The 18,303-nt window shown below is 59.0% G+C and carries 14 protein-coding genes; 10 read left to right on the plus strand and 4 right to left on the minus strand.

Annotated features, from left to right (window positions below; genetic code table 11):
- Positions 1–209 precede the first annotated feature (209 nt).
- The 8 genes from AC1MEE_RS11835 to AC1MEE_RS11870 all read left to right on the plus strand — a co-directional run bounded on the left by AC1MEE_RS11835 (position 210) and on the right by AC1MEE_RS11870 (position 10,667).
- Positions 210–746, plus strand: coding sequence for a dimethylamine monooxygenase subunit DmmA family protein (locus AC1MEE_RS11835; protein ID WP_480415523.1), 537 nt, complete (start codon positions 210–212; stop codon positions 744–746).
- A complete protein-coding gene (locus AC1MEE_RS11840) occupies positions 743–1,684 on the plus strand; it encodes a PDR/VanB family oxidoreductase (RefSeq protein WP_480415524.1) in 942 nt (313 codons plus the stop codon). The genes AC1MEE_RS11835 and AC1MEE_RS11840 overlap by 4 nt, the downstream gene beginning before the upstream one ends.
- A 9-nt stretch (positions 1,685–1,693) precedes the next feature.
- Positions 1,694–2,710, plus strand: a complete 1,017-nt coding sequence (locus AC1MEE_RS11845) for a heme-dependent oxidative N-demethylase family protein (protein WP_480415525.1) — start codon at positions 1,694–1,696, stop codon at positions 2,708–2,710.
- Positions 2,711–2,760: 50 nt separating this feature from the next.
- A complete protein-coding gene (locus tag AC1MEE_RS11850; RefSeq protein ID WP_480415526.1) occupies positions 2,761–3,891 on the plus strand; it encodes an aminomethyl transferase family protein in 1,131 nt (376 codons plus the stop codon).
- A gap of 33 nt (positions 3,892–3,924) precedes the next feature.
- Positions 3,925–4,791: a formyltetrahydrofolate deformylase gene (purU, locus tag AC1MEE_RS11855; protein WP_480415527.1), complete on the plus strand. Its 867-nt coding sequence runs from the start codon at positions 3,925–3,927 to the stop codon at positions 4,789–4,791.
- Positions 4,792–4,842: 51 nt separating this feature from the next.
- Positions 4,843–6,210: an NAD(P)-binding domain-containing protein gene (locus tag AC1MEE_RS11860; protein ID WP_480415528.1), complete on the plus strand. Its 1,368-nt coding sequence runs from the start codon at positions 4,843–4,845 to the stop codon at positions 6,208–6,210.
- Between the two features lie 260 nt (positions 6,211–6,470).
- Positions 6,471–8,813, plus strand: a complete 2,343-nt coding sequence (locus AC1MEE_RS11865) for a trimethylamine N-oxide demethylase (protein WP_480415529.1) — start codon at positions 6,471–6,473, stop codon at positions 8,811–8,813.
- A gap of 174 nt (positions 8,814–8,987) precedes the next feature.
- A complete protein-coding gene (locus AC1MEE_RS11870; protein WP_480415530.1) occupies positions 8,988–10,667 on the plus strand; it encodes an APC family permease in 1,680 nt (559 codons plus the stop codon).
- 587 nt (positions 10,668–11,254) lie between these two features.
- Here the strand turns inward: AC1MEE_RS11870 and AC1MEE_RS11875 are convergent.
- The 4 genes from AC1MEE_RS11875 to AC1MEE_RS11890 form a co-directional block, all read right to left on the minus strand.
- Positions 11,255–13,657: an efflux RND transporter permease subunit gene (locus AC1MEE_RS11875; protein ID WP_480415531.1), complete on the minus strand. Its 2,403-nt coding sequence runs from the start codon at positions 13,655–13,657 to the stop codon at positions 11,255–11,257.
- Positions 13,654–14,778 carry a WD40/YVTN/BNR-like repeat-containing protein gene (locus tag AC1MEE_RS11880; RefSeq protein WP_480415532.1) on the minus strand — a complete coding sequence of 375 codons (1,125 nt, stop codon included), beginning with the start codon at positions 14,776–14,778 and terminating at the stop codon, positions 13,654–13,656. The genes AC1MEE_RS11875 and AC1MEE_RS11880 overlap by 4 nt, the downstream gene beginning before the upstream one ends.
- Before the next feature lie 88 nt (positions 14,779–14,866).
- Complete coding sequence (locus tag AC1MEE_RS11885; RefSeq protein WP_480416212.1) at positions 14,867–16,219, minus strand: DUF1329 domain-containing protein; 1,353 nt, start codon at positions 16,217–16,219, stop codon at positions 14,867–14,869.
- 39 nt (positions 16,220–16,258) lie between these two features.
- Positions 16,259–16,813: a DUF1302 family protein gene (locus tag AC1MEE_RS11890; protein WP_480415533.1), complete on the minus strand. Its 555-nt coding sequence runs from the start codon at positions 16,811–16,813 to the stop codon at positions 16,259–16,261.
- Between the two features lie 228 nt (positions 16,814–17,041).
- Here AC1MEE_RS11890 and AC1MEE_RS11895 point away from each other — a divergent pair, with 228 nt between their 5' ends.
- Positions 17,042–17,464 (plus strand): cupin domain-containing protein, encoded by a 423-nt coding sequence (locus AC1MEE_RS11895; RefSeq protein WP_480415534.1) that lies wholly within the window; start codon positions 17,042–17,044, stop codon positions 17,462–17,464.
- A gap of 46 nt (positions 17,465–17,510) precedes the next feature.
- Positions 17,511–18,077 carry an NADPH-dependent FMN reductase gene (locus AC1MEE_RS11900; protein WP_480415535.1) on the plus strand — a complete coding sequence of 189 codons (567 nt, stop codon included), beginning with the start codon at positions 17,511–17,513 and terminating at the stop codon, positions 18,075–18,077.
- The last annotated feature ends 226 nt before the right edge of the window (positions 18,078–18,303 follow it).

Below are 18,303 nucleotides of genomic sequence, written 5' to 3' on the forward strand. Positions count from 1 at the left end.
ACCCCCAAAGAGATACCTCTTTTTCTGGATTGAGCAGTAATTCCTTTTGGGAAACTATCTTCCCCATCAAGAAACAACGACGCCGATCCTGTGCACGGCCAAACGCCGGAAAACAGCGCACCAGACTGAGGCTGAACGCCCAGGCTGCGCACCAGATCAGGACGCTCATTTGACCGACTTTGAAACACTGGACAGCCAGGAGGGTTGCAATGACTGAGACACAAAGCGCTGCGCCGTACAGTCCCCATAGTGTGCCGGTGTACCGCGAACCGACGCCGAGCGCCCACGCGCTGCATCACATTCTGGTGACGCAATCTGCCACAGCCCCAGCGCTTGGGCGTCTGATCCAGGGCTTCGATCAGCCAGCATTACCGATCCCTCGCGTGCTCTGCGCTGCGGTGGAAGGATTCGAGCGTCAGTTGATGTCGTTGCTCGACGCCGCTGCGGTCGGCACCCACCTTTATGTCCTTGGCGACGAAGCCTTTGTCTGGCGCATCCATGGCATGGCTTGCGCTGCCGGAATGCACAGCGAAGAAATCGACTTGATCGAATCCGGAGCGCTGGTACGCCGGGTGTTTTGCGTGCACTGCGCCTGCATTCAGGACAGCGGCCCGGAGCCAGAAGTGGCCTGCACCAATTGCCATGTCCGCTTGGGCGTGCGCGAGCATTTTTCCCGGCGCCTGGGTGCGTATCTGGGCGTCTGCGAAAACCCCGACCAGCCCTACGACGCGCAGGTGCAACCATGAGCGCGGCACTGGAAGTACAGGTCGCCGACGCAAGAATGCTGACGCCGGTGATTCGCGAGTTCACCTTTGCCAGTCGCTCGGGGCGCTTGCCGGGGTTTTCCTCGGGCAGTCACGTGCAGGTCCATCTGCCACTGGGCGAGCGCAGCCTGCGCAATGCTTATTCGCTGATCAGTGACCCAGCCGACACCCGCCATTACCGCATCGCCGTGCGCTTGCAGGATGACTCCCGTGGAGGCTCGCGCTTCTTGCATCAACAGGTGCAGGTCGGTGACACCTTGCGCATCTCGCCCCCGGCCAACCTGTTCGCCCTGCATTCGGCCGGGCGCCAGCACATCCTGATCGCCGGCGGCATCGGCATCACGCCGTTCATGGCCTATATCAACGCGCTGGAACAGCGTAACGCCGACTTCGAATTGCATTACGCCTACCGCAAAGGCCTGACCGACGCCTACGCCGATGAGCTGCAGCAACGGCTGGGCTCACGCCTGTATCGCTATGACGGCAGCGCCGGCGTGGCCCTTGATCTGGCCACGATTCTCAAGGCGCGGCCACTGGGCAGTCATGTCTATGTCTGCGGCCCTCAGCGCTTGCTGATGGGCGTTCGGGAACAGGCCAAAGCACTCGGCTGGCCAGCGGGTCGGGTGCATTGGGAAGCCTTCAGTGGCGCCGAACCGGGCCTGCCGTTCAGCCTGGAACTGGCGCGCAGCGGGCGGCGGATTCAGGTCAGCGCCGAGCAAAGCCTGCTCGAAGCCCTGGAATCAGCGGGTCTGGACGTGCCCAACCTGTGCCGTGGCGGGGTCTGCGGGCAATGCGTCACGCGCCACCTCAAGGGCGATATCGAACACCGCGACCATTTTCTCAACGCCGCCGAGCAGGGCGAATTCCTCATGCCCTGCGTCTCTCGCGGCTGCGGTTCTTCCGTTTTGCTGGACCTTTAGGAGTCGACCATGACCGTTCAATTCAGCCCTCTGGAAAGCTACCGGGACACCTTCAGCTTTCGCAACAGTGCATCGGCCATCGAGCGCTTCCCCTTTCCGTTCACCGAAGACAGCTACATGTACTCGGTGAACATCGAGCCTGCGCGTGCCAAGGAGCCGGGATCGGTTTATGAGCACTGGTTCGATATCGACGAGCATTACCGTTCGGAAATGGCCGAACGCGCCCTGGTGCTGGACAAAGATCCAAGCCGCTACCTGGTGATGCCGCACATGCAGGAAGCGTCGTGGGATGCCCTGCAGATGTTCATGGAACATTTGTCCGCCGACTACCCGCAGTGGTTCGAACTCAGCTGCAACGGTAACCACTGGCGCTGGCGCAACAAGGCGCTGGACATCGATCAGGCATTTATCTTCGGTGATGCCTCGACCTTGCCCTGCGAGCCGCTGGAGTTCATCACCCGTCAGGTGCAAGGCGACATCGCCTTGCTCGACCAGCGCGACGGCGACCTGTTCATGGACGCCGGCATGGTCACCAGCCCGGCCGATTGGTCGCTGGCGTTCGATGCCGGGATGAGCTTCAAGCAATGGCATTCGCCGGTGCCGCTGGCCAACCAGATGGGCGTGTTCGATCGGGCGCTGAAATACCTGCTCAACGTTCAGGTGGATCAACCCGTGCGCCGCTTGAACTGGACGCTGACCATCAATCCGCGACTGGATTCTTCCCCCGAGACCTACCACGAATGGGGCGCCGAGCGCGGCAGCATCACCGCCGACAACGTTGGCCAGCTGGTGCACCTGCGCGTGGAGCTGCAATTCATGGCGCGCCTGCCACGCAGCAACGGCCTGATGTTCAGTATCCGCACCTACTTGATCAGCATGAACGAACTGGTCAGCCATCCCGGCTGGGGCTGCCGCCTGCATCGGGTATTGCGCGACCTGCCCGACCCCATCGCCGACTACAAGGGCATGACCCGTTATCGGCAGACGCTGATCGAGTGGCTAAGCCATTTCGACGCTCAAGCCTGACGCGCTGAACCGAACCCGTTCTCCCCATTTTCCCGATAAGGAATCATCACATGGCCCATTCATGGCGCATTTCCGCACTGGCCGAACGTCACCGCGCGCTCGGCTCCAACCTTGAAGACTGGAACGGCATGGGTACCGCCTGGACCTACGCCACGGACCTGGCTGACCATCATCAAGCGATCCGCACCCACGCAGGATTGATGGACGTCTCGGGCCTGAAAAAAGTCCATTACGTCGGCCCCCACGCCGAAAGCCTGCTGCAATGGGCGACCACCCGGGACATCGCCAAGCTGTACCCCGGCAAGTCGGTGTACGCCTCGATGCTAGACGACGACGGCAAATTCATCGACGACTGCATCGTCTACCGCACCGGCCCCAACGCGTTCATGGTGGTTCACGGCGCGGGCACCGGCTACGAGATGCTGGTGCGCTCGGCGCAGGGCCGTCAGGTCGCGGTGCTGTTCGACGACGACCTGCATGACCTGTCGTTGCAGGGACCGCTGGCGGTGGACTTCCTCGCCGAACACGTACCGAGCATTCGTCAGCTGCCGTACTTCCACCACCTGCAAACCAAATTGTTCGGCCGCCCGGTGATGATTTCCCGCACCGGCTACACCGGCGAACGCGGCTACGAAATCTTCTGCAAGGCCGCCGACGCCCCGCAGCTGTGGGACGAGATTCTCGAACAGGGCGCTGGCATGGGCATCATCCCCTGCGCCTTCACCGCGCTGGACTGGCTGCGGGTGGAAAGCTCGCTGATGTTCTTCCCCTACGACAACTCGCAGATGTACCCCTTCGCCGATCAAAAGGCCGGCGACACCCTGTGGGAACTGGGACTGGATTTCACCGTATCCCCGGAGAAACAGGACTTTCGCGGCGCCCATGAACACTTCCGTTTGCGCGGTCAGGAGCGCTTCAAGATCGCTGGCGTGCTGCTCGAAGGTGCCCGTGCCGCTGACGCTGGCGACACCCTGTGGCAGGGCGGCAAACAGGTCGGGGTGATCACCTGCGGCATGTATTCGCGCCTGAGCAAACGCTCCATGGCCATCGCCCGCATGGACACCGGCAGTGCCGCGCCGGGCGTCGCCTTGAGCGTGCGCGGCAGCCTGGAGGCCAGCGCCATGACCCACGCCCTGCCGTTCGATGACCCGGAAAAAACCAAGCGCACCGCCAAAGGCTGATCGACCGCCACGCCACTCAATTGGGAGACTTCGATGGACACGCCACACGAACATTACATCCTCAAGATCAGCTGCCCCGCTGCCTCAGGCATTGTCGCGGCAGTCACCTCCTGGCTGGCCGAACAAGCCTGCTACATCAGCGAACTGTCGCAATTCGACGATGAATTCACCGGGCGCTTTTTCATGCGCGCGGTGTTTCGCTTCAACAAGGACGTGGTCGGTGATATCGCCCCGCTACGCCAGGGTCTGGACGTGCTGGCCGGTGGCTTCGACATGCAGTGGCAGCTGTTCAGCTCCGCGCAGCCGACCCGTGTGCTGCTGATGGTCAGCAAGTTCGACCACTGCCTGACCGACCTGCTGTATCGCCACCGCAAAGGCGAGATGGACATGCAGATCACCGCCATCGTCTCCAACCACCTGGACCTGCGGCCTATGGCCGAACGTGAAGGCATCCGCTTCATTTACCTGCCGGTGACCAAAGAAAGCAAAGCCCGCCAGGAAGCCGAACTGCTGCGGATCGTCGAAGAAACCGAGACCGATCTGGTGGTGCTGGCGCGCTACATGCAGATTCTGTCCGACGACCTGTGCAAGCAGCTGTCCGGCCGGGCGATCAACATTCACCACTCGTTCCTGCCCGGTTTCAAAGGCGCCAAGCCCTATCACCAGGCCTACGAACGCGGCGTGAAACTGATCGGCGCCACCGCCCACTACGTGACCTCCGACCTCGACGAAGGCCCGATCATCGAGCAGGAAATCCAGCGTGTGGACCACACCTACCTGCCGGATGCGCTGGTCGCCATCGGCCGCGACACCGAAACCGTCGCGCTTTCCAAAGCGCTGAAATACCACCTGGAACACCGCGTGTTCATCAACCAGGACAAGACGGTGATCTTTCGCTGAGCGAACCACCGCCTCAAACGCTACTCCGACCGACAGGCATGAGACACGACCATGACGATACGCGTTGCAATCATCGGCGCCGGCCCTTGCGGCATGGCTCAACTCCGGGCATTTCAATCCGCCAGGGACAAAGGTGCGGAAATCCCGGAACTGGTCTGCTACGAAAAGCAGAAAGACTGGGGTGGCATGTGGAACTACACCTGGCGCACTGGCCTGGATGAAAACGGCGAGCCGGTCCACGGCAGCATGTACCGCTATTTGTGGTCCAACGGCCCGAAAGAGTGCCTGGAATTCGCCGACTACACCTTCGAGGAGCATTTCGGACGCCCCATCGGCTCCTATCCACCTCGGGAAGTGCTGTGGGACTACATCAAGGGTCGCGTGGAAAAGGCCGGGGTTCGCGATTACATCCGTTTCAACAACGTGGTGCGTCAAGTCACCTACAACGAAGCCAATCGCCGTTTCACCGTGACCGCCCACGACCACGGCAGCGATACCCAGACCTCAGAGGAGTTCGACTACGTCATCAACGCCTGCGGCCACTTTTCGACACCGAAGATGCCGTACTTCCCAGGTTTCGAACATTTCGGCGGGCGCATCCTGCACGCCCATGACTTCCGCGAGGCATTGGAATTCAAGGGCAAGGACCTGCTGATTATTGGTAGCAGCTATTCCGCCGAAGACATCGGTTCTCAGTGCTACAAGTACGGTGCCCGCAGCATCACCAGTTGCTACCGCACCGCGCCCATGGGCTATGACTGGCCCGCCAATTGGGAAGAAAAACCGCTGCTGCAACGCCTGGAGAAAAACCGCGCCTACTTTATCGACGGCACGCACAAGCACATCGACGCGGTGATTCTGTGTACCGGCTACAAGCATCACTTCCCGTTTCTGCCGGACGAACTGAGCCTCAAGACCGACAACCGTCTGTGGCCGATGAACCTGTACAAAGGCATTTTCTGGGAACCCAACCCGCAGCTGATGTACCTCGGCATGCAGGACCAGTGGTACTCGTTCAACATGTTCGACGCCCAGGCCTGGTACGCCCGTGACGTGATCCTGCAACGTATTGCCCTGCCCGATCAAGCCGAAAGGGTCGCCGACAGCCTGCAATGGCAAGCCCGGGAACAGGCGCTGGAAACCAATCAGCAGATGTTCGAATACCAGGGCGCCTACATCCAGCAATTGGTCGACGCCACCGACTACCCGAATTTCGACATCGCCGCGGTCAACGACACCTTCCTGCACTGGAAGCACGACAAGGCGGAAAACATCATGGGCTATCGCGACAAGTCCTACCGCTCACTGATGACCGGCACCCAATCACCGCCCCATCACACGCCGTGGCTCGAAGCGCTGGACGATTCCATGGCCGCGTACCTGGGCGACGTGCCCAGTGCCATCAAGTCCGTCGGTTGAACCGGTGATAACCCTAGGAGACGCCGCGCGGTCGCGCAGCAAACTGGGGCTCGATTCTGCCCGGAGGGCGTAGGAGCTGACTTGTCTGCGATAAGGGCCGAAGGACCTTCCAGCGATATCGTGTCCAGCCCATTTACGACTGCTTCGCAGCCGATCGCAGACAAGTCAGCTCCTACAAGTGATCGGCGCTTGGCTGAAAATCTCATAAAAATTATTATTTATTTTCAATGACTTATGCATTGCTTGATAGGAGTCCGCACATGAATGCACCGAGTGTTTCGCGTCCGTGGGAGCCGGGGCTGTTTGCCCGGGCGCCCGCCATGGAGCGCTATCGGGTGGCCGGTGGCGGTCTGACGCTGATCGCCCTGGAACCGGGCGACACCTTGCAAGTGATCGATGTCGAAGGGCTGCAAAGCTGCGAGTTGCTGGCGTTCGACCGTCTTGGGCGGCCGACCCTCGCCGCGCTGGGGCTGATGGCGACCTACCGTTGTACTTTCATTGCGCAACGCATGGCCGAACCCGGTCTGCAGACCCGACGCATCGCACAGGCCCTGGGCAAGCGCGGCGTTGACCCGCATCACCTGCCCGCCTCGGCTGAGCTGTGGAGTGAGGACTCACCGGCCGGGCACAGTCGCAGCTTCGTCGCCGGCGAAGATCTGCTGATCATCATCGCCGCGCCCAGCGGGCCCAGTGCCGTCGACCTGCAACAGACCGCCAGCGAGTTGCGGCTGATCGTGCAGCGAAACAATCCTTCACCGATCCTGGTCCCACCCCTGCCCGATCCATTGGGCGAGGTGCTGGACGAGTTCACCGTCCGCGCCGGGACTGCTCACAGCTACACCGTGCGCCAAGGCCAGTACATTCAAGTGCTGGACGTCGCCGGACGGCAATGCTCGGACTTCGTCGCCCTCAATCGCCGGGCCCTGGAGCGTCAGCAAGAACTGGATCTGGACCAGACCGTCACCCGCACCCTCAACGGCAACGCCTACCCGGCGCCGGGGCTGTTCGCCAAGTTTTTCGATCGGCAGATGCAGCCGATGCTCGAAGTGGTACGTGACACCGTCGGGCGCCACGACTCCTTCGCCCTGGCCTGCGCCGCCCGCTACTACGAAAGCCAGGGCTATTTCGGGCACGACAACTGCAGCGACAACATCAGCCGTGCGCTAGAACCCTTTGGGGTACAAGCCCGCAGCGGTTGGCCGGCGATCAACTTTTTCTTCAACACCGGGATCGATGCCCACCAGCAAATGACCCTGGATGAGCCCTGGTCGCGGCCGGGGGACTACGTATTGCTGCGGGCCATGACCGATCTGGTCTGCGCCAGCTCATCGTGCCCGGACGACATTGACCCGGCCAACGGCTGGAATCCGACCGATATCCAGATTCGTGTGTATTCCGACAAGGAGCGCTTTTCCATCGCCATGGCCACTCGAAAAACTGCCGATGCCGACCCGACGCTGACCCGCGAATCGGGCTTTCACTCTCGCACCAGCGCCCTGACCGGCAGCTTCACTGACTACCGCAACTGGTGGTTGCCGCTGCGCTACGACGGTTTCGGCGCCATCGATGAATATTACGGCTGCCGCGAACGGGTGGCGGTGATGGACCTGACCGCCCTGCGCAAATTCGAAATCATCGGCCCCGACGCCGAAGCCCTGCTCCAGTACTGCCTGACTCGCGACGTGCGCCGTCTGGCGATCGGCCAGGTGGTCTACTCGGCCATGTGCCACGAACATGGCGGCATGCTCGACGACGGCACCTTGTTGCGTTTAGGACAGGATAATTTCCGCTGGATCTGTGGCGAGGACTACGCCGGGGTCTGGCTGCGCGAACAGGCACAGAAACTGGGCATGAAAGTCTGGGTCAAGTCCGCCAGCGAGCAGATTCATAACCTGTCGCTGCAAGGACCGTTGAGCCGTGACTTGCTCAAACAGATGGTCTGGACCCCGGCCACTCAGCCCACCGTCGAAGCGCTAGGCTGGTTCCGCTTTCTGGTCGGCCGCCTGGACAATTACGACGGCTGCCCGCTGATGATTTCCCGCACCGGCTACACCGGCGAGCTGGGTTACGAAGTCTGGTGCCAGCCGCAGGACGCCGAGCGGGTCTGGGACCGGATCTGGCAGTTGGGTGAACCGCTGGGCATCGTGCCGCTGGGCCTGGAAGCCCTGGACATGTTGCGCATCGAAGCCGGGCTGATTTTTGCCGGGTACGAATTCAGCGACCAGACCGACCCGTTCGAAGCCGGGATCGGCTTCAGCGTGCCGCTCAAGAGCAAGACCGACGATTTCATCGGCCGTGACGCCCTGCTGCGACGCAGTGCCCATCCGACGCACAAGCTGGTCGGCCTGAAGCTGAGCGGCAACGAAGTGGCGCATCACGGCGACGGTGTGTACAGCGGTCGCGCCCAGGTCGGTGTGATCACCAGTGCCTGCCGTTCGCCGTTGCTGGCCAGCAACATCGCGCTGTGTCGGGTGGATATCGCCTGTGCCGACATCGGTACAACGCTGCAGGTGGGCAAGGTCGATGGTTTGCAGAAACGCATCGATGCCCAGGTCATGGCGCCGATTTTCTACGACCCGGACAAGAGTCGGGTTCGCAGTTAAGCAGTAGAACGAGTCACTGAACACCGCTATTGCGTTGCCAACCAGCGAGACCAAGAGTCTTTCAACAAGACCGCAAACACTCGCTGACCGACACCCCACCGCCGACCGAGGGTGGGGTGTCGGGACACCTTCCGACTGCCCCCGACAATTCTACTTAGACATGGGATAACAGAGATGGAAGCGACTACGTTCGAGACCGTACCGCAGGCCGGCCAAACGGCCGAGGGCCTGCAGCGCAAGATTGACTGGAGAGGTGCGTTCTGGGTCGCCAGCGGCGTACCGGCACTGGTGTTGTTCTCCATTGGCGCGATTGCCGCGACGGTGGGCAAACCAGCATGGATCGTCTGGATCGTTTCGATCCTGTTCGGCTTTATCCAGGCCTTCACCTACGCCGAGATCGCCGGGCTGTTTCCGCATAAATCCGGAGGCGCATCGGTCTACGGTGCAGTGGCTTGGGTCCGTTACAGCAAACTCATCGCCCCGGTGTCGGTGTGGTGCAACTGGCTGGCGTGGTCGCCGGTACTGTCCATCGGCTCCGGGCTGGCGGCCGGGTACATCCTCACCGCGTTGTTTGCACCCGATGCGCTGATCAACACCTGGCAGCTGACATTGCTGGACCTGGGCTGGATCAAGAGCGGGCTGTCCCTGCGCCTGAACGCGACCTTCGTGGTGGGCGCGGTGATTCTGCTCTTGGTGTTCGCCGTGCAACATGGCGGCATCCTGCGCTCGGCACGCCTGACCTTGATCCTCGGGGTCACCTCGCTGATTCCACTGTTGCTGGTGGGCGTGGTGCCGTTGCTGACTGGTGATGCCACGCACGCTAACTTCCTGCCGCTGTACCCCTTGGCCCACGATGCCGCAGGTCAGGTCACCGATGGCGCCTGGGACATTTCCGGTTGGTCGTTGATGGCCGGTGGCTTGTTCATGGCCGCGTGGTCCACCTACGGTTTCGAGACCGCCGTGTGCTACACCCGCGAGTTCAAAGACCCCAAACGTGACACCTTCAAGGCGATCTTCTACGCAGGCCTGCTGTGCATTCTGGTGTTCACCCTGGTACCGATGGCGTTTCAGGGCAGCCTTGGTCTGGGTCAACTGGTCAGCGCGGCGGTGGTGGATGCCAACGGCGTGATCACCACGCCAGCGGTCTACAGTGGTCTGTTGTCCCCGGCGATCTACAGCGGCATGGGCGTGGGTCAGGCCATGGCTGACAGCATCGGTGGCGGCAAGGTTGTCGCCAATATCGTGTTGATCATGCTGATCCTCGCCACCCTGCTGGCGATCATGACCTCAATGTCCGGCTCCTCGCGCACCCTGTATCAGGCTTCCGTGGACGGCTGGCTGCCTAAATACCTGGGCCGCACCAACGAACACGGCGCGCCCACGGCGGCCATGTGGACCGACCTGTCGTTCAACCTGCTGTTGTTGCTGATGTCCGACTACGTGTTCGTCCTCGCGGCGTCCAACGTCAGCTACATCATCTTCAACTTCCTCAACCTCAACGCCGGCTGGATCCACCGCATGGACCGCCCGGACTGGGTCCGCCCCTACAAAGCACCGACCGTGCTGCTGGTCCTGGGTGGCGTATTGAGCTTCGTCAACCTGGCCTGCATGGGCCTCGGTGCCGACATCTGGGGTGTGGGCACCTTGTTCACTGGCGTGCTACTGGCGCTGCTGATCATCCCGGTGTTCTTTTATCGGCACTACGTGCAGGACAAGGGCAGCTTCCCGGCAGCTATGTTGAGTGACTTGCATATCCAGACGGACGACGGCACCAAACGTGCGGGCGTGTGGCCGTATGTGACCTTGGTGGCCGGGGTGCTGATGGTGTACTTCTGTCATCGGTTGGTGGTGTGAATCACAGGCCATAGCATCAACCCTCAGCGACGTCATGATCGCTGAGGGTTTTGCTTTGCCTATGACCATGACTGATACAAATTTATTGATAGGAGGCCCCGCCCCGTCTTCGACGCCGCGCTGTCGCACAGCAAACTCGGTGCCGGGTTCACCCAGAATCTGTGCAGGCTGTGTGAAAACCTCCGCGACCGATTAACTGATTAAAAACTGACCTGAAAATCGCGTTCCTACGTGAAATTCAGGTCTGTCCAACAGCCGATCTATTTCAGAATTGACGTACGAACATGCAGTTCAGTTTTCTGTTGGGGTTTTCACACAGCCTGTGTGGGAGCAGGCTTGCCTGCTCCCACAGATTCATGCCGGGCACAAATCCTTGTAGGAGCTGCCGAAGGCTGCGATCACCCCGGGGTCGCGTCCGACGGAACCGGTCGTAGATGCAGATATTTCTTGAAGGCCGTTCCGGCCTTATCGCAGCCTTCGGCAGCTCCTATGTATGGGTTCGGCGTATTGCCTGAGTTGTGGATAGCTGGACCTCGATTGGCATGGCGCTGAACCGATCCGAAACTCCCGGACCGGTTCCGTGTTTGTCAGACGTTGACAGGTAATACCTTGGGTCTGAGCAAGAAATGGCCGAGGGCCGGCACCAACACCAAGGCACCGACCATGTTCCAAATGAACATGAAGCCCAGCAGAATGCCCATGTCAGCCTGAAACTTGATCGGTGATAACACCCAGGTCGTGACTGCGACACCCAGCGTGATGCCAGTCATGACCACCACCTTCCCGGTCGACAGGAGTGCCAGGTAATAGGCATCGGACAAGCTCGAACCGCGCCGCAGATTGGCCAGGGTCACGCTGAGGATGTAAAGCGCGTAATCGACCCCGATCCCCACCCCCAGCGCGATCACAGGTAGCGTGGCGACCTTGACGCCTATGTTCAATCCGACCATGAGCGCTTCGCACAATATCGACGTCAGCATTAGCGGCAGAACCGTACACACCACTGCTCGCCACGATCTAAACGTGATGAAACAGAGGGTGATCACGGCCGCGTAAACCATGAAAAGCATCTGAACGTTCGAACGCTTCACGACAATGTTGGTCGCCGCTTCGATACCGGCGTTACCCGCCGCATTCAGAAACTGGAGCTGATCCGTGTTATGTGTCGCAGCAAATTGCTCGACGGTCTGCACCACGCTGGTGAGCGTGTCGGCCTTGTGATCGGAGAGATACACGTAGAGGGTCAACAGATCGCAGTTTTGGTTGAACAACTCCCGGGGAGCACGCGTAATGATCGCATTCAGCAACCCTTGGTTACGGGGTATCTCGTACCAGGTCATGCTGCCTTCGTTCATGCCCGCAGCAGCTTGCTGACTCAGCGCAGCCAGAGAGGTGGTGGATACGACACCCGGTAGCTGTTGCAGTTGTGCTTCCAGTGCGTCGACGGAGACCAGCGTCTCGTAGTTCGCGCAGAAGTACTGAGGCGTTTTAACCATGACCACATACTTGTCGCTACTGGCGGAGAAATTGCTGACCATAAACCGATTGTCGCTGTTGTATCTCGACTCCGGACGTAGCTCAGGCGCGCCTGGATTGAGATCGCCGATCTTCACATGAAGGCTGACGGCAAAACCCGCCACGCCGAGAACGATGGCAATGACAATTGCGCCGCTCGCCCATTTACGCTCAGTGAATCGATCCAGAAAAGCCCAAAAAACATGCCGGGTGTGTTGCGTGTCCAGCTGCGAAAACTTGTCGGCCGCTGCTTCTCGCTGTGCCGCAGCTTTGCTCACACCGGTATAGGACAACAGAATCGGCAGCAGAATCAGGTTGGTGAAAATCAGCGCGAGGACTCCCATGGTGGCGGTGACAGCAAGGTCCTGAATGACCGGAATCTTGATGATCATCAACACTGCAAAGCCGACAGCATCCGCCACCAATGCCATGAGCCCAGTCAAAAACAATCTGCGGAACGTGAATCGTGCGGCGACCAGCTTGTCTGCACCGCGCCCAATGTCCTGCATGATCCCATTCATCTTTTGAGCCCCATGGCTCAGGCCGATGGCGAACACCAGGAAGGGTACGAGGATCGAGTAGGGATCCAGATCGAAGCCTAACGTGGGCAGTAAACCCAGAAGCCACACCACGGCGATGATCGAACACAGAAGGACCAGCAAGGTGCTGCGTATGCATCGGGTGTACCAGAACAACACGATGCCGCAAATCACCAGGGTCGCCGCGAAGAACAGCTGCATTTGCCGCATGCCGTCAATCAAATCCCCCACGACCTTGGCGAACCCGGTGATGTGGATCTTGATGTTGTCCGTCTCGTACTTGGCCCTGATCTGTTCCAACTGGCCCGACAACGCATGGTAATCGAGGGGCTTGCCGTCATCGGAGGCTGTTTCTTGAAGAGGCAGAAGCACGATACTGGACTTGAGATTCGAGGCCACGAGTCGGCCTATCTCCCCAGACCGCTCAACGTTCTGACGAACCTGATCAAGACTTTTGGCAGAGCCGTCGTAGTCGTCGGGAATGACGGGGCCACCATCAAAGCCCTCCTCGGTCACACCTATCCATCGTGTGGCTGGCGTCCACAAGGACTTCATGTAAGACCGGTCAACCCCCGGAAACAAAAAGACCTCGTCATTGATTCTTTTCACGGTGTCCAGATACGCGGCATCAAAAATGCCTCCTTGCTTGGCCTCAACCGCGATACGCAAGGTATTGCCGCCCTCACCCAGTTGGCCACGATTTTTCAGGTAGTTTTGAACATAAGGGTGATCCGTAGGAATCATCTTTTCGAAAGCAGCGTTGAGTTTTAATCCCAGTGCCTGATAGCCGAGTACAAGACTCAGGAGCACGCAGATGCCCAGAATAATGCTCCGGTGATTGAACAGCATTCGCTCGACCAGAGTACCTGAGGAGGGGTCGAACTCTGTCAGTTTCGGAGCGATGGAATGTTCTTCAGAACGCGTAAAACTGTTCATTGGTTGTGCTCCGGACTTTCCACCGCGACAGTGGACGACAGCATGCCGCGAGCACTGCTGATGATCAGATCACCATTCGCAGCTTGTGCCATTCCAGTGAAGTAACTGGGTTGAGTAACGGGCAGAACAGCCCCTTTCGCGTCACCGTTGTTGAAGCGCAGCACCCTGCCCGACTCATCGGCAAGCAACACGGAGCCATCATTGAGTCTAAGGCCGCTGGTCAATGTAACGGGTTGTAAAGTATCCAGCTTGCGCCAGGTATCTCCACGGTCCACCGACTCATAAGCTTTTCCCCGCAACCCGAACACCAGTAACGAGCCGCTGCCAGATCCCTGCATACCGAAGGTCGTCCCCTCATAAGGCGACGAAAGCGATTCGAAGCTTTTCCCTCTATCGCTTGAACGCAAAAGAGTGCCCTGCTCTCCCGCAAGAAATACATCCTCGCCAACCTGCTCGAGGCTATAGAGATGCAGTCCCGATGGGTTATTGATACGTGAACGGATCGATTGCCAGCTCAGGCCACCGTCATGGGTGGCGAAGGCGAGCCCGTAGGCGCCTACGACGAGTCCATCGTTGGGGTTGAAGAACAACAGATCCAGAAACGGCTTGTCAGGACCGTCATCGACCAGTTGCTGTGCCTGGGCTAGACGCTCTTGTGCTTTTGCGCCAGGGTCCGAGCCGGCCACCTCCTCCTTGACCTCCTGAAGCTCAATCCGGGCGGCCTGGATTCCATCGAGCTGTCGGGACCAGGTCAAACCACCATCGTTGCTGTGCAGTACGACGCCGGCATGACCGACTGCCCAGCCATCGTTCTGATCGATGAAACGAACTTTCACCAACGTCACGCTGACCGGAGAATTGACCTGCTTCCATGTGTTGCCATTGTCGTCGGAGACGATGATGAAACCTCGCTCCCCGACGGCGACCAGCCTGCTTCCGGCACGGGCGACGCTCAGCATCACAGATCGGGGCGCCATGACGCTGGAAATCGAGGGCTGTACCAGCAAGCCACCTGTTTGTGCGAGCGTTGCTCCGCTGCCAAGCATCGCAGTCATCCCGGCGCACACCAGGAAAGCGCTTAGAGGGTTTTTGCCGAAAAACCAAGGTGATTGAATACGCATTTCTGAGCCTCGATGATGCGGTGCAGGTGCGCAATGCCAAAGGCACTGCGCTCCCTGGAACACTGATTTGAATAGGTTATTGCGAGGTTCAGCGCACCGATCCAGACGCGACGGCGGTCCCGGTGAAAAAGTTCTCGGGCTTGCGAGGTACAACGCTGTACGTTTCACCATTCAGGCTCTGTACAACGCTGTAAGTCTTGGCTTGCAGGTTGTAGATGACGACCGGTTTCACCACCACGGCTGGGATTGAAGGCACAACGAAAGGCAGTACCTGCGATACACGCCACAGCTTGCCTTCGGCGTCGTACCCGTCCACCAGCGAAACCGTCCAGCTATCCTCATCGATGTAGAATTTGCGCTTGGGCACCGCGTGGCGTTTCCCCGCCGCGACGTTGGCTTCCAACTCCCAAACCCGATGCAGCTCCCAGCGCACTTTGTCCGGGTTGAGGTGATTGGCTACGAAAGCATCCTCTCGCTTTTCGGCGTTGAACCTGTTGTCGTTGTAAGGGATGTACATCTCTTTCTTGCCGACCAGCTTCCAGTCATAGCGGTCCGGATGACCGATGAAGCCGTGGACCTCATCGAAGTAGTTGGCACCGGAAGCCACGAAGTCCGGTGTGTCATACCCAACCGTTGGGGCACGACGTACACGACGCTGACCCACCAGGTATTGCCAGGCCTCTCTTGGCTCTTGCGCATTGATGCTGTCGTGAGTCACCAATGACTCACCGGCCTTGAACGGTGGTTCGTTGGTCAAAAACCGTAGCAAGGCATACTGACCGGTCCATTTATCAGCGGTACCGTCTTTGTAGTAATAAGGGTACTGCCAGTTTTCAACGCCTCGGCTGGCGAGTGTCCGGCTACCGTCAGCGTTACCGATGATGTTGGCATACCCCATCTGGATGGACTCAGCCTCGACCCGAAGCAGGAAATTCCAGATCACTTCATTACCGGTTTTCGGTATCGGAAACGGAATGCCTCCATAGCACCCCTGAACCGACAATCCATTGCTGATCGTCTTGCAGTTGGTCGCGTTGACGAACGTATTTTTATAAACGTCCTCGGGCGCCGCAGCCGTGCGATGGGTTGGATACACATCGAGGTGAAAGGTATCCGGATACTTCGCCAGAAGCGCTTTGGTACCTTCGCTCAATTTGTCGGCGTACTGCGCGACATTCTTGGCGGTAATCTGCACGCCCGGCTTTTCGCCAGGGAAAGGATCGGCGGGCATATCTCCAGATTTTGCCCCTGCAACATCCTTGGTCAGCCCTCCCGTCCAGGCAGGAATGGAGCCATCCGCGTTGCCCGCTTTTTCAGCGCCCATGGGGGTCAGCGTTGTCTTGAGCTTCGCCGCTTCGTCTGGACTGACCGCTGCGAACGCCATGCCGGCAAGCATTGACATCGACAGTGTGGAGACCAATAGCAGTTTGGTTTTTATCAGCTTGGTTTTTATCATTGTTAGAGCCCGCCTGTTCTTCGCTTAAAAGGTTCGCTGAATCGAAAATGCAACGAAATCCCGATCCTTCAGATTCTGTTGGTAGGTGAACGAATTAGCTGAATTGATGACCGGTCCCGCTTCACCAAAGAAGTTGGTGTAGCTCAGCGATGCATACCATTGCTTCTTGTAATCGGCCTTGAGACCCAGGGTCAGATCCCCGCCATGTTCCGGGCCAAAAGCCTGAGGTGTGACGGAAGAACGCCCTGCGGGGTTGTAGCCCACAGAGATCGGGGCTTGAACGTCAATCCCGGGGAATACCTGGAAGTATTGGGGTTCGAACGTGAAGCGCAGTGCGAAGGCATCTCGAGTGGTGTTGGGGTCCAACTGATCAACATTCCGGGTCACACTCAGTCGGCGGTTGAACGCGAGTTCACCAATGAAGGAAGCGCCGTCCCACACTGCCGTCCCGCCGTAGACATTCACAACCGGACAAGGACAGGCGATGGCAGATATGGTCGAGTCGGGTGTACTCGATCTCTCGTTTTTCGAGAACACAGCGTTCTCGTTAGAAGACGTCAACAGCGCGATCACAGGCATCGAAAACCGCCATGGCGGCTTCAGCAACTACGTGATCTGTCCCTGAACCAACTGATGTGCGGCGGCGCCTTTCGGCGCCCTCGCCTCAACGCGTCGACTAACCAGCGAGCACACCACATGCAAATGAGACGAATCGTAACCGGCCATGATGAGACAGGTCGCTCAGTTATCGTGTCTGACGGGCCTACACCCAGAGCAGTGTCATTCGAAACCATTCCTGGTCATGCCATGGCACAGTTCTGGATCACACCACCTGAGCCTTCACTCCCGGTTGCTCACAAAGATCCGACCGACAATAAAACCTCTCTAATACCTGCGCCAGGCGCTACGAGCATCGCTGCTTTCACCTTTCCACCTGACAGCGTAATGATGAATCCACTCGATGGTTCACGGATGATCGAAGAGATGAGCAGCGCATTGCCAGGTCTGTTTGAGTGCTTCGAAGCCGACAACCCCGGCATGCATAGAACCCCGACCATCGATTACGGCGTCATTCTCGAAGGCGAATTGTGGCTCGAAATGGATGACGGCACCCAAACCCTGGTCAAGTCTGGCGACATCGTTATTCAAAACGGAACCCGGCATGCCTGGCGCAACAAAAGTCATCAAATCGCTAAAGCACTTTTCGTGATGATTGGTGCGCACGCCTGATCGGGTCAGCTCAGTCATCACTGTCTATTCGAAAACCGGAGGATTCATGTCGCATCAGATTCGCTTGGTCGGGCTGTCTGGCAGCCTGCGCACGGGCTCAAGCAACTCTGCCATCTTGCAGACACTTGGCAGTTTGCTGGCGCCCGACATCGCACTGCTGGTCCACCCGCTGAACGATCTTCCGGGATACAACGAAGATGATGACGGGCTGCGCACGCCCGGGGCGGTGAAACGATTGCGGGACATCCTGACGGAGTGCGACGGAGTGATTATTGGTACCCCCGAGTACAACCACGGTCTGTCCGGCGTGATGAAAAACGCATTGGATTGGGTCTCTCGCCCTCACAGACGATCCAGCCTGAGCGGCAAACCCGTCCTGAGCTTTACCGCATCCCCCGCATTTACCGGTGGTGTTCGTGCGCATCAACAGCTCAACGAAACGCTTATGGCGTTTCAAGCCGAGATTGTTGCCTATCCGCAAATTGTGATCGGGACAGTGAACGAAAAAATCGTCAATGGGGTGCTCGCCGATGATGCGGTATTGAAGTTTTTGTTAGGGGGCGTCGACATGCTCTTGAAAGCCATTGAACGCCGTAACGTCCCCCAGAGATAAGTTATGTTGACGGCGCCCCTGAGCCGTCGCTCGCTTCATCCGTAAACTGACGGAGACTGATCTGTGTGGGCGATACTCCTCAAGCTATCCGCAACGAGCCAGTGAAACAGGAGATCCCGCCCCGTCTTCGACGCCGCGCTGTCGTGCAGCAAACACGGTCCCGCTTCTGCCCAAAGGGCGTAGGAGAGACCGGGACGCGCAGTCTTGTCTGCGAAGAACATACGGC

The sequence above is a fragment of the Pseudomonas sp. ASL3 genome (assembly GCF_056680425.1).

What these genes read in the sequence shown, in the direction of transcription:
- AC1MEE_RS11890 (WP_480415533.1), bottom strand. Translation starts at nt 16,813, where the DNA reads ATGCCTGTGATCGCGCTGTTGACGTCTTCTAACGAGAACGCTGTGTTC.
- AC1MEE_RS11860 (WP_480415528.1), top strand. Translation starts at nt 4,843, where the DNA reads ATGACGATACGCGTTGCAATCATCGGCGCCGGCCCTTGCGGCATGGCT.
- AC1MEE_RS11895 (WP_480415534.1), top strand. Translation starts at nt 17,042, where the DNA reads ATGGCACAGTTCTGGATCACACCACCTGAGCCTTCACTCCCGGTTGCT.
- AC1MEE_RS11840 (WP_480415524.1), top strand. Translation starts at nt 743, where the DNA reads ATGAGCGCGGCACTGGAAGTACAGGTCGCCGACGCAAGAATGCTGACG.
- AC1MEE_RS11835 (WP_480415523.1), top strand. Translation starts at nt 210, where the DNA reads ATGACTGAGACACAAAGCGCTGCGCCGTACAGTCCCCATAGTGTGCCG.
- AC1MEE_RS11865 (WP_480415529.1), top strand. Translation starts at nt 6,471, where the DNA reads ATGAATGCACCGAGTGTTTCGCGTCCGTGGGAGCCGGGGCTGTTTGCC.
- AC1MEE_RS11850 (WP_480415526.1), top strand. Translation starts at nt 2,761, where the DNA reads ATGGCCCATTCATGGCGCATTTCCGCACTGGCCGAACGTCACCGCGCG.
- AC1MEE_RS11845 (WP_480415525.1), top strand. Translation starts at nt 1,694, where the DNA reads ATGACCGTTCAATTCAGCCCTCTGGAAAGCTACCGGGACACCTTCAGC.
- AC1MEE_RS11900 (WP_480415535.1), top strand. Translation starts at nt 17,511, where the DNA reads ATGTCGCATCAGATTCGCTTGGTCGGGCTGTCTGGCAGCCTGCGCACG.
- purU (WP_480415527.1), top strand. Translation starts at nt 3,925, where the DNA reads ATGGACACGCCACACGAACATTACATCCTCAAGATCAGCTGCCCCGCT.
- AC1MEE_RS11880 (WP_480415532.1), bottom strand. Translation starts at nt 14,778, where the DNA reads ATGCGTATTCAATCACCTTGGTTTTTCGGCAAAAACCCTCTAAGCGCT.
- AC1MEE_RS11870 (WP_480415530.1), top strand. Translation starts at nt 8,988, where the DNA reads ATGGAAGCGACTACGTTCGAGACCGTACCGCAGGCCGGCCAAACGGCC.
- AC1MEE_RS11875 (WP_480415531.1), bottom strand. Translation starts at nt 13,657, where the DNA reads ATGAACAGTTTTACGCGTTCTGAAGAACATTCCATCGCTCCGAAACTG.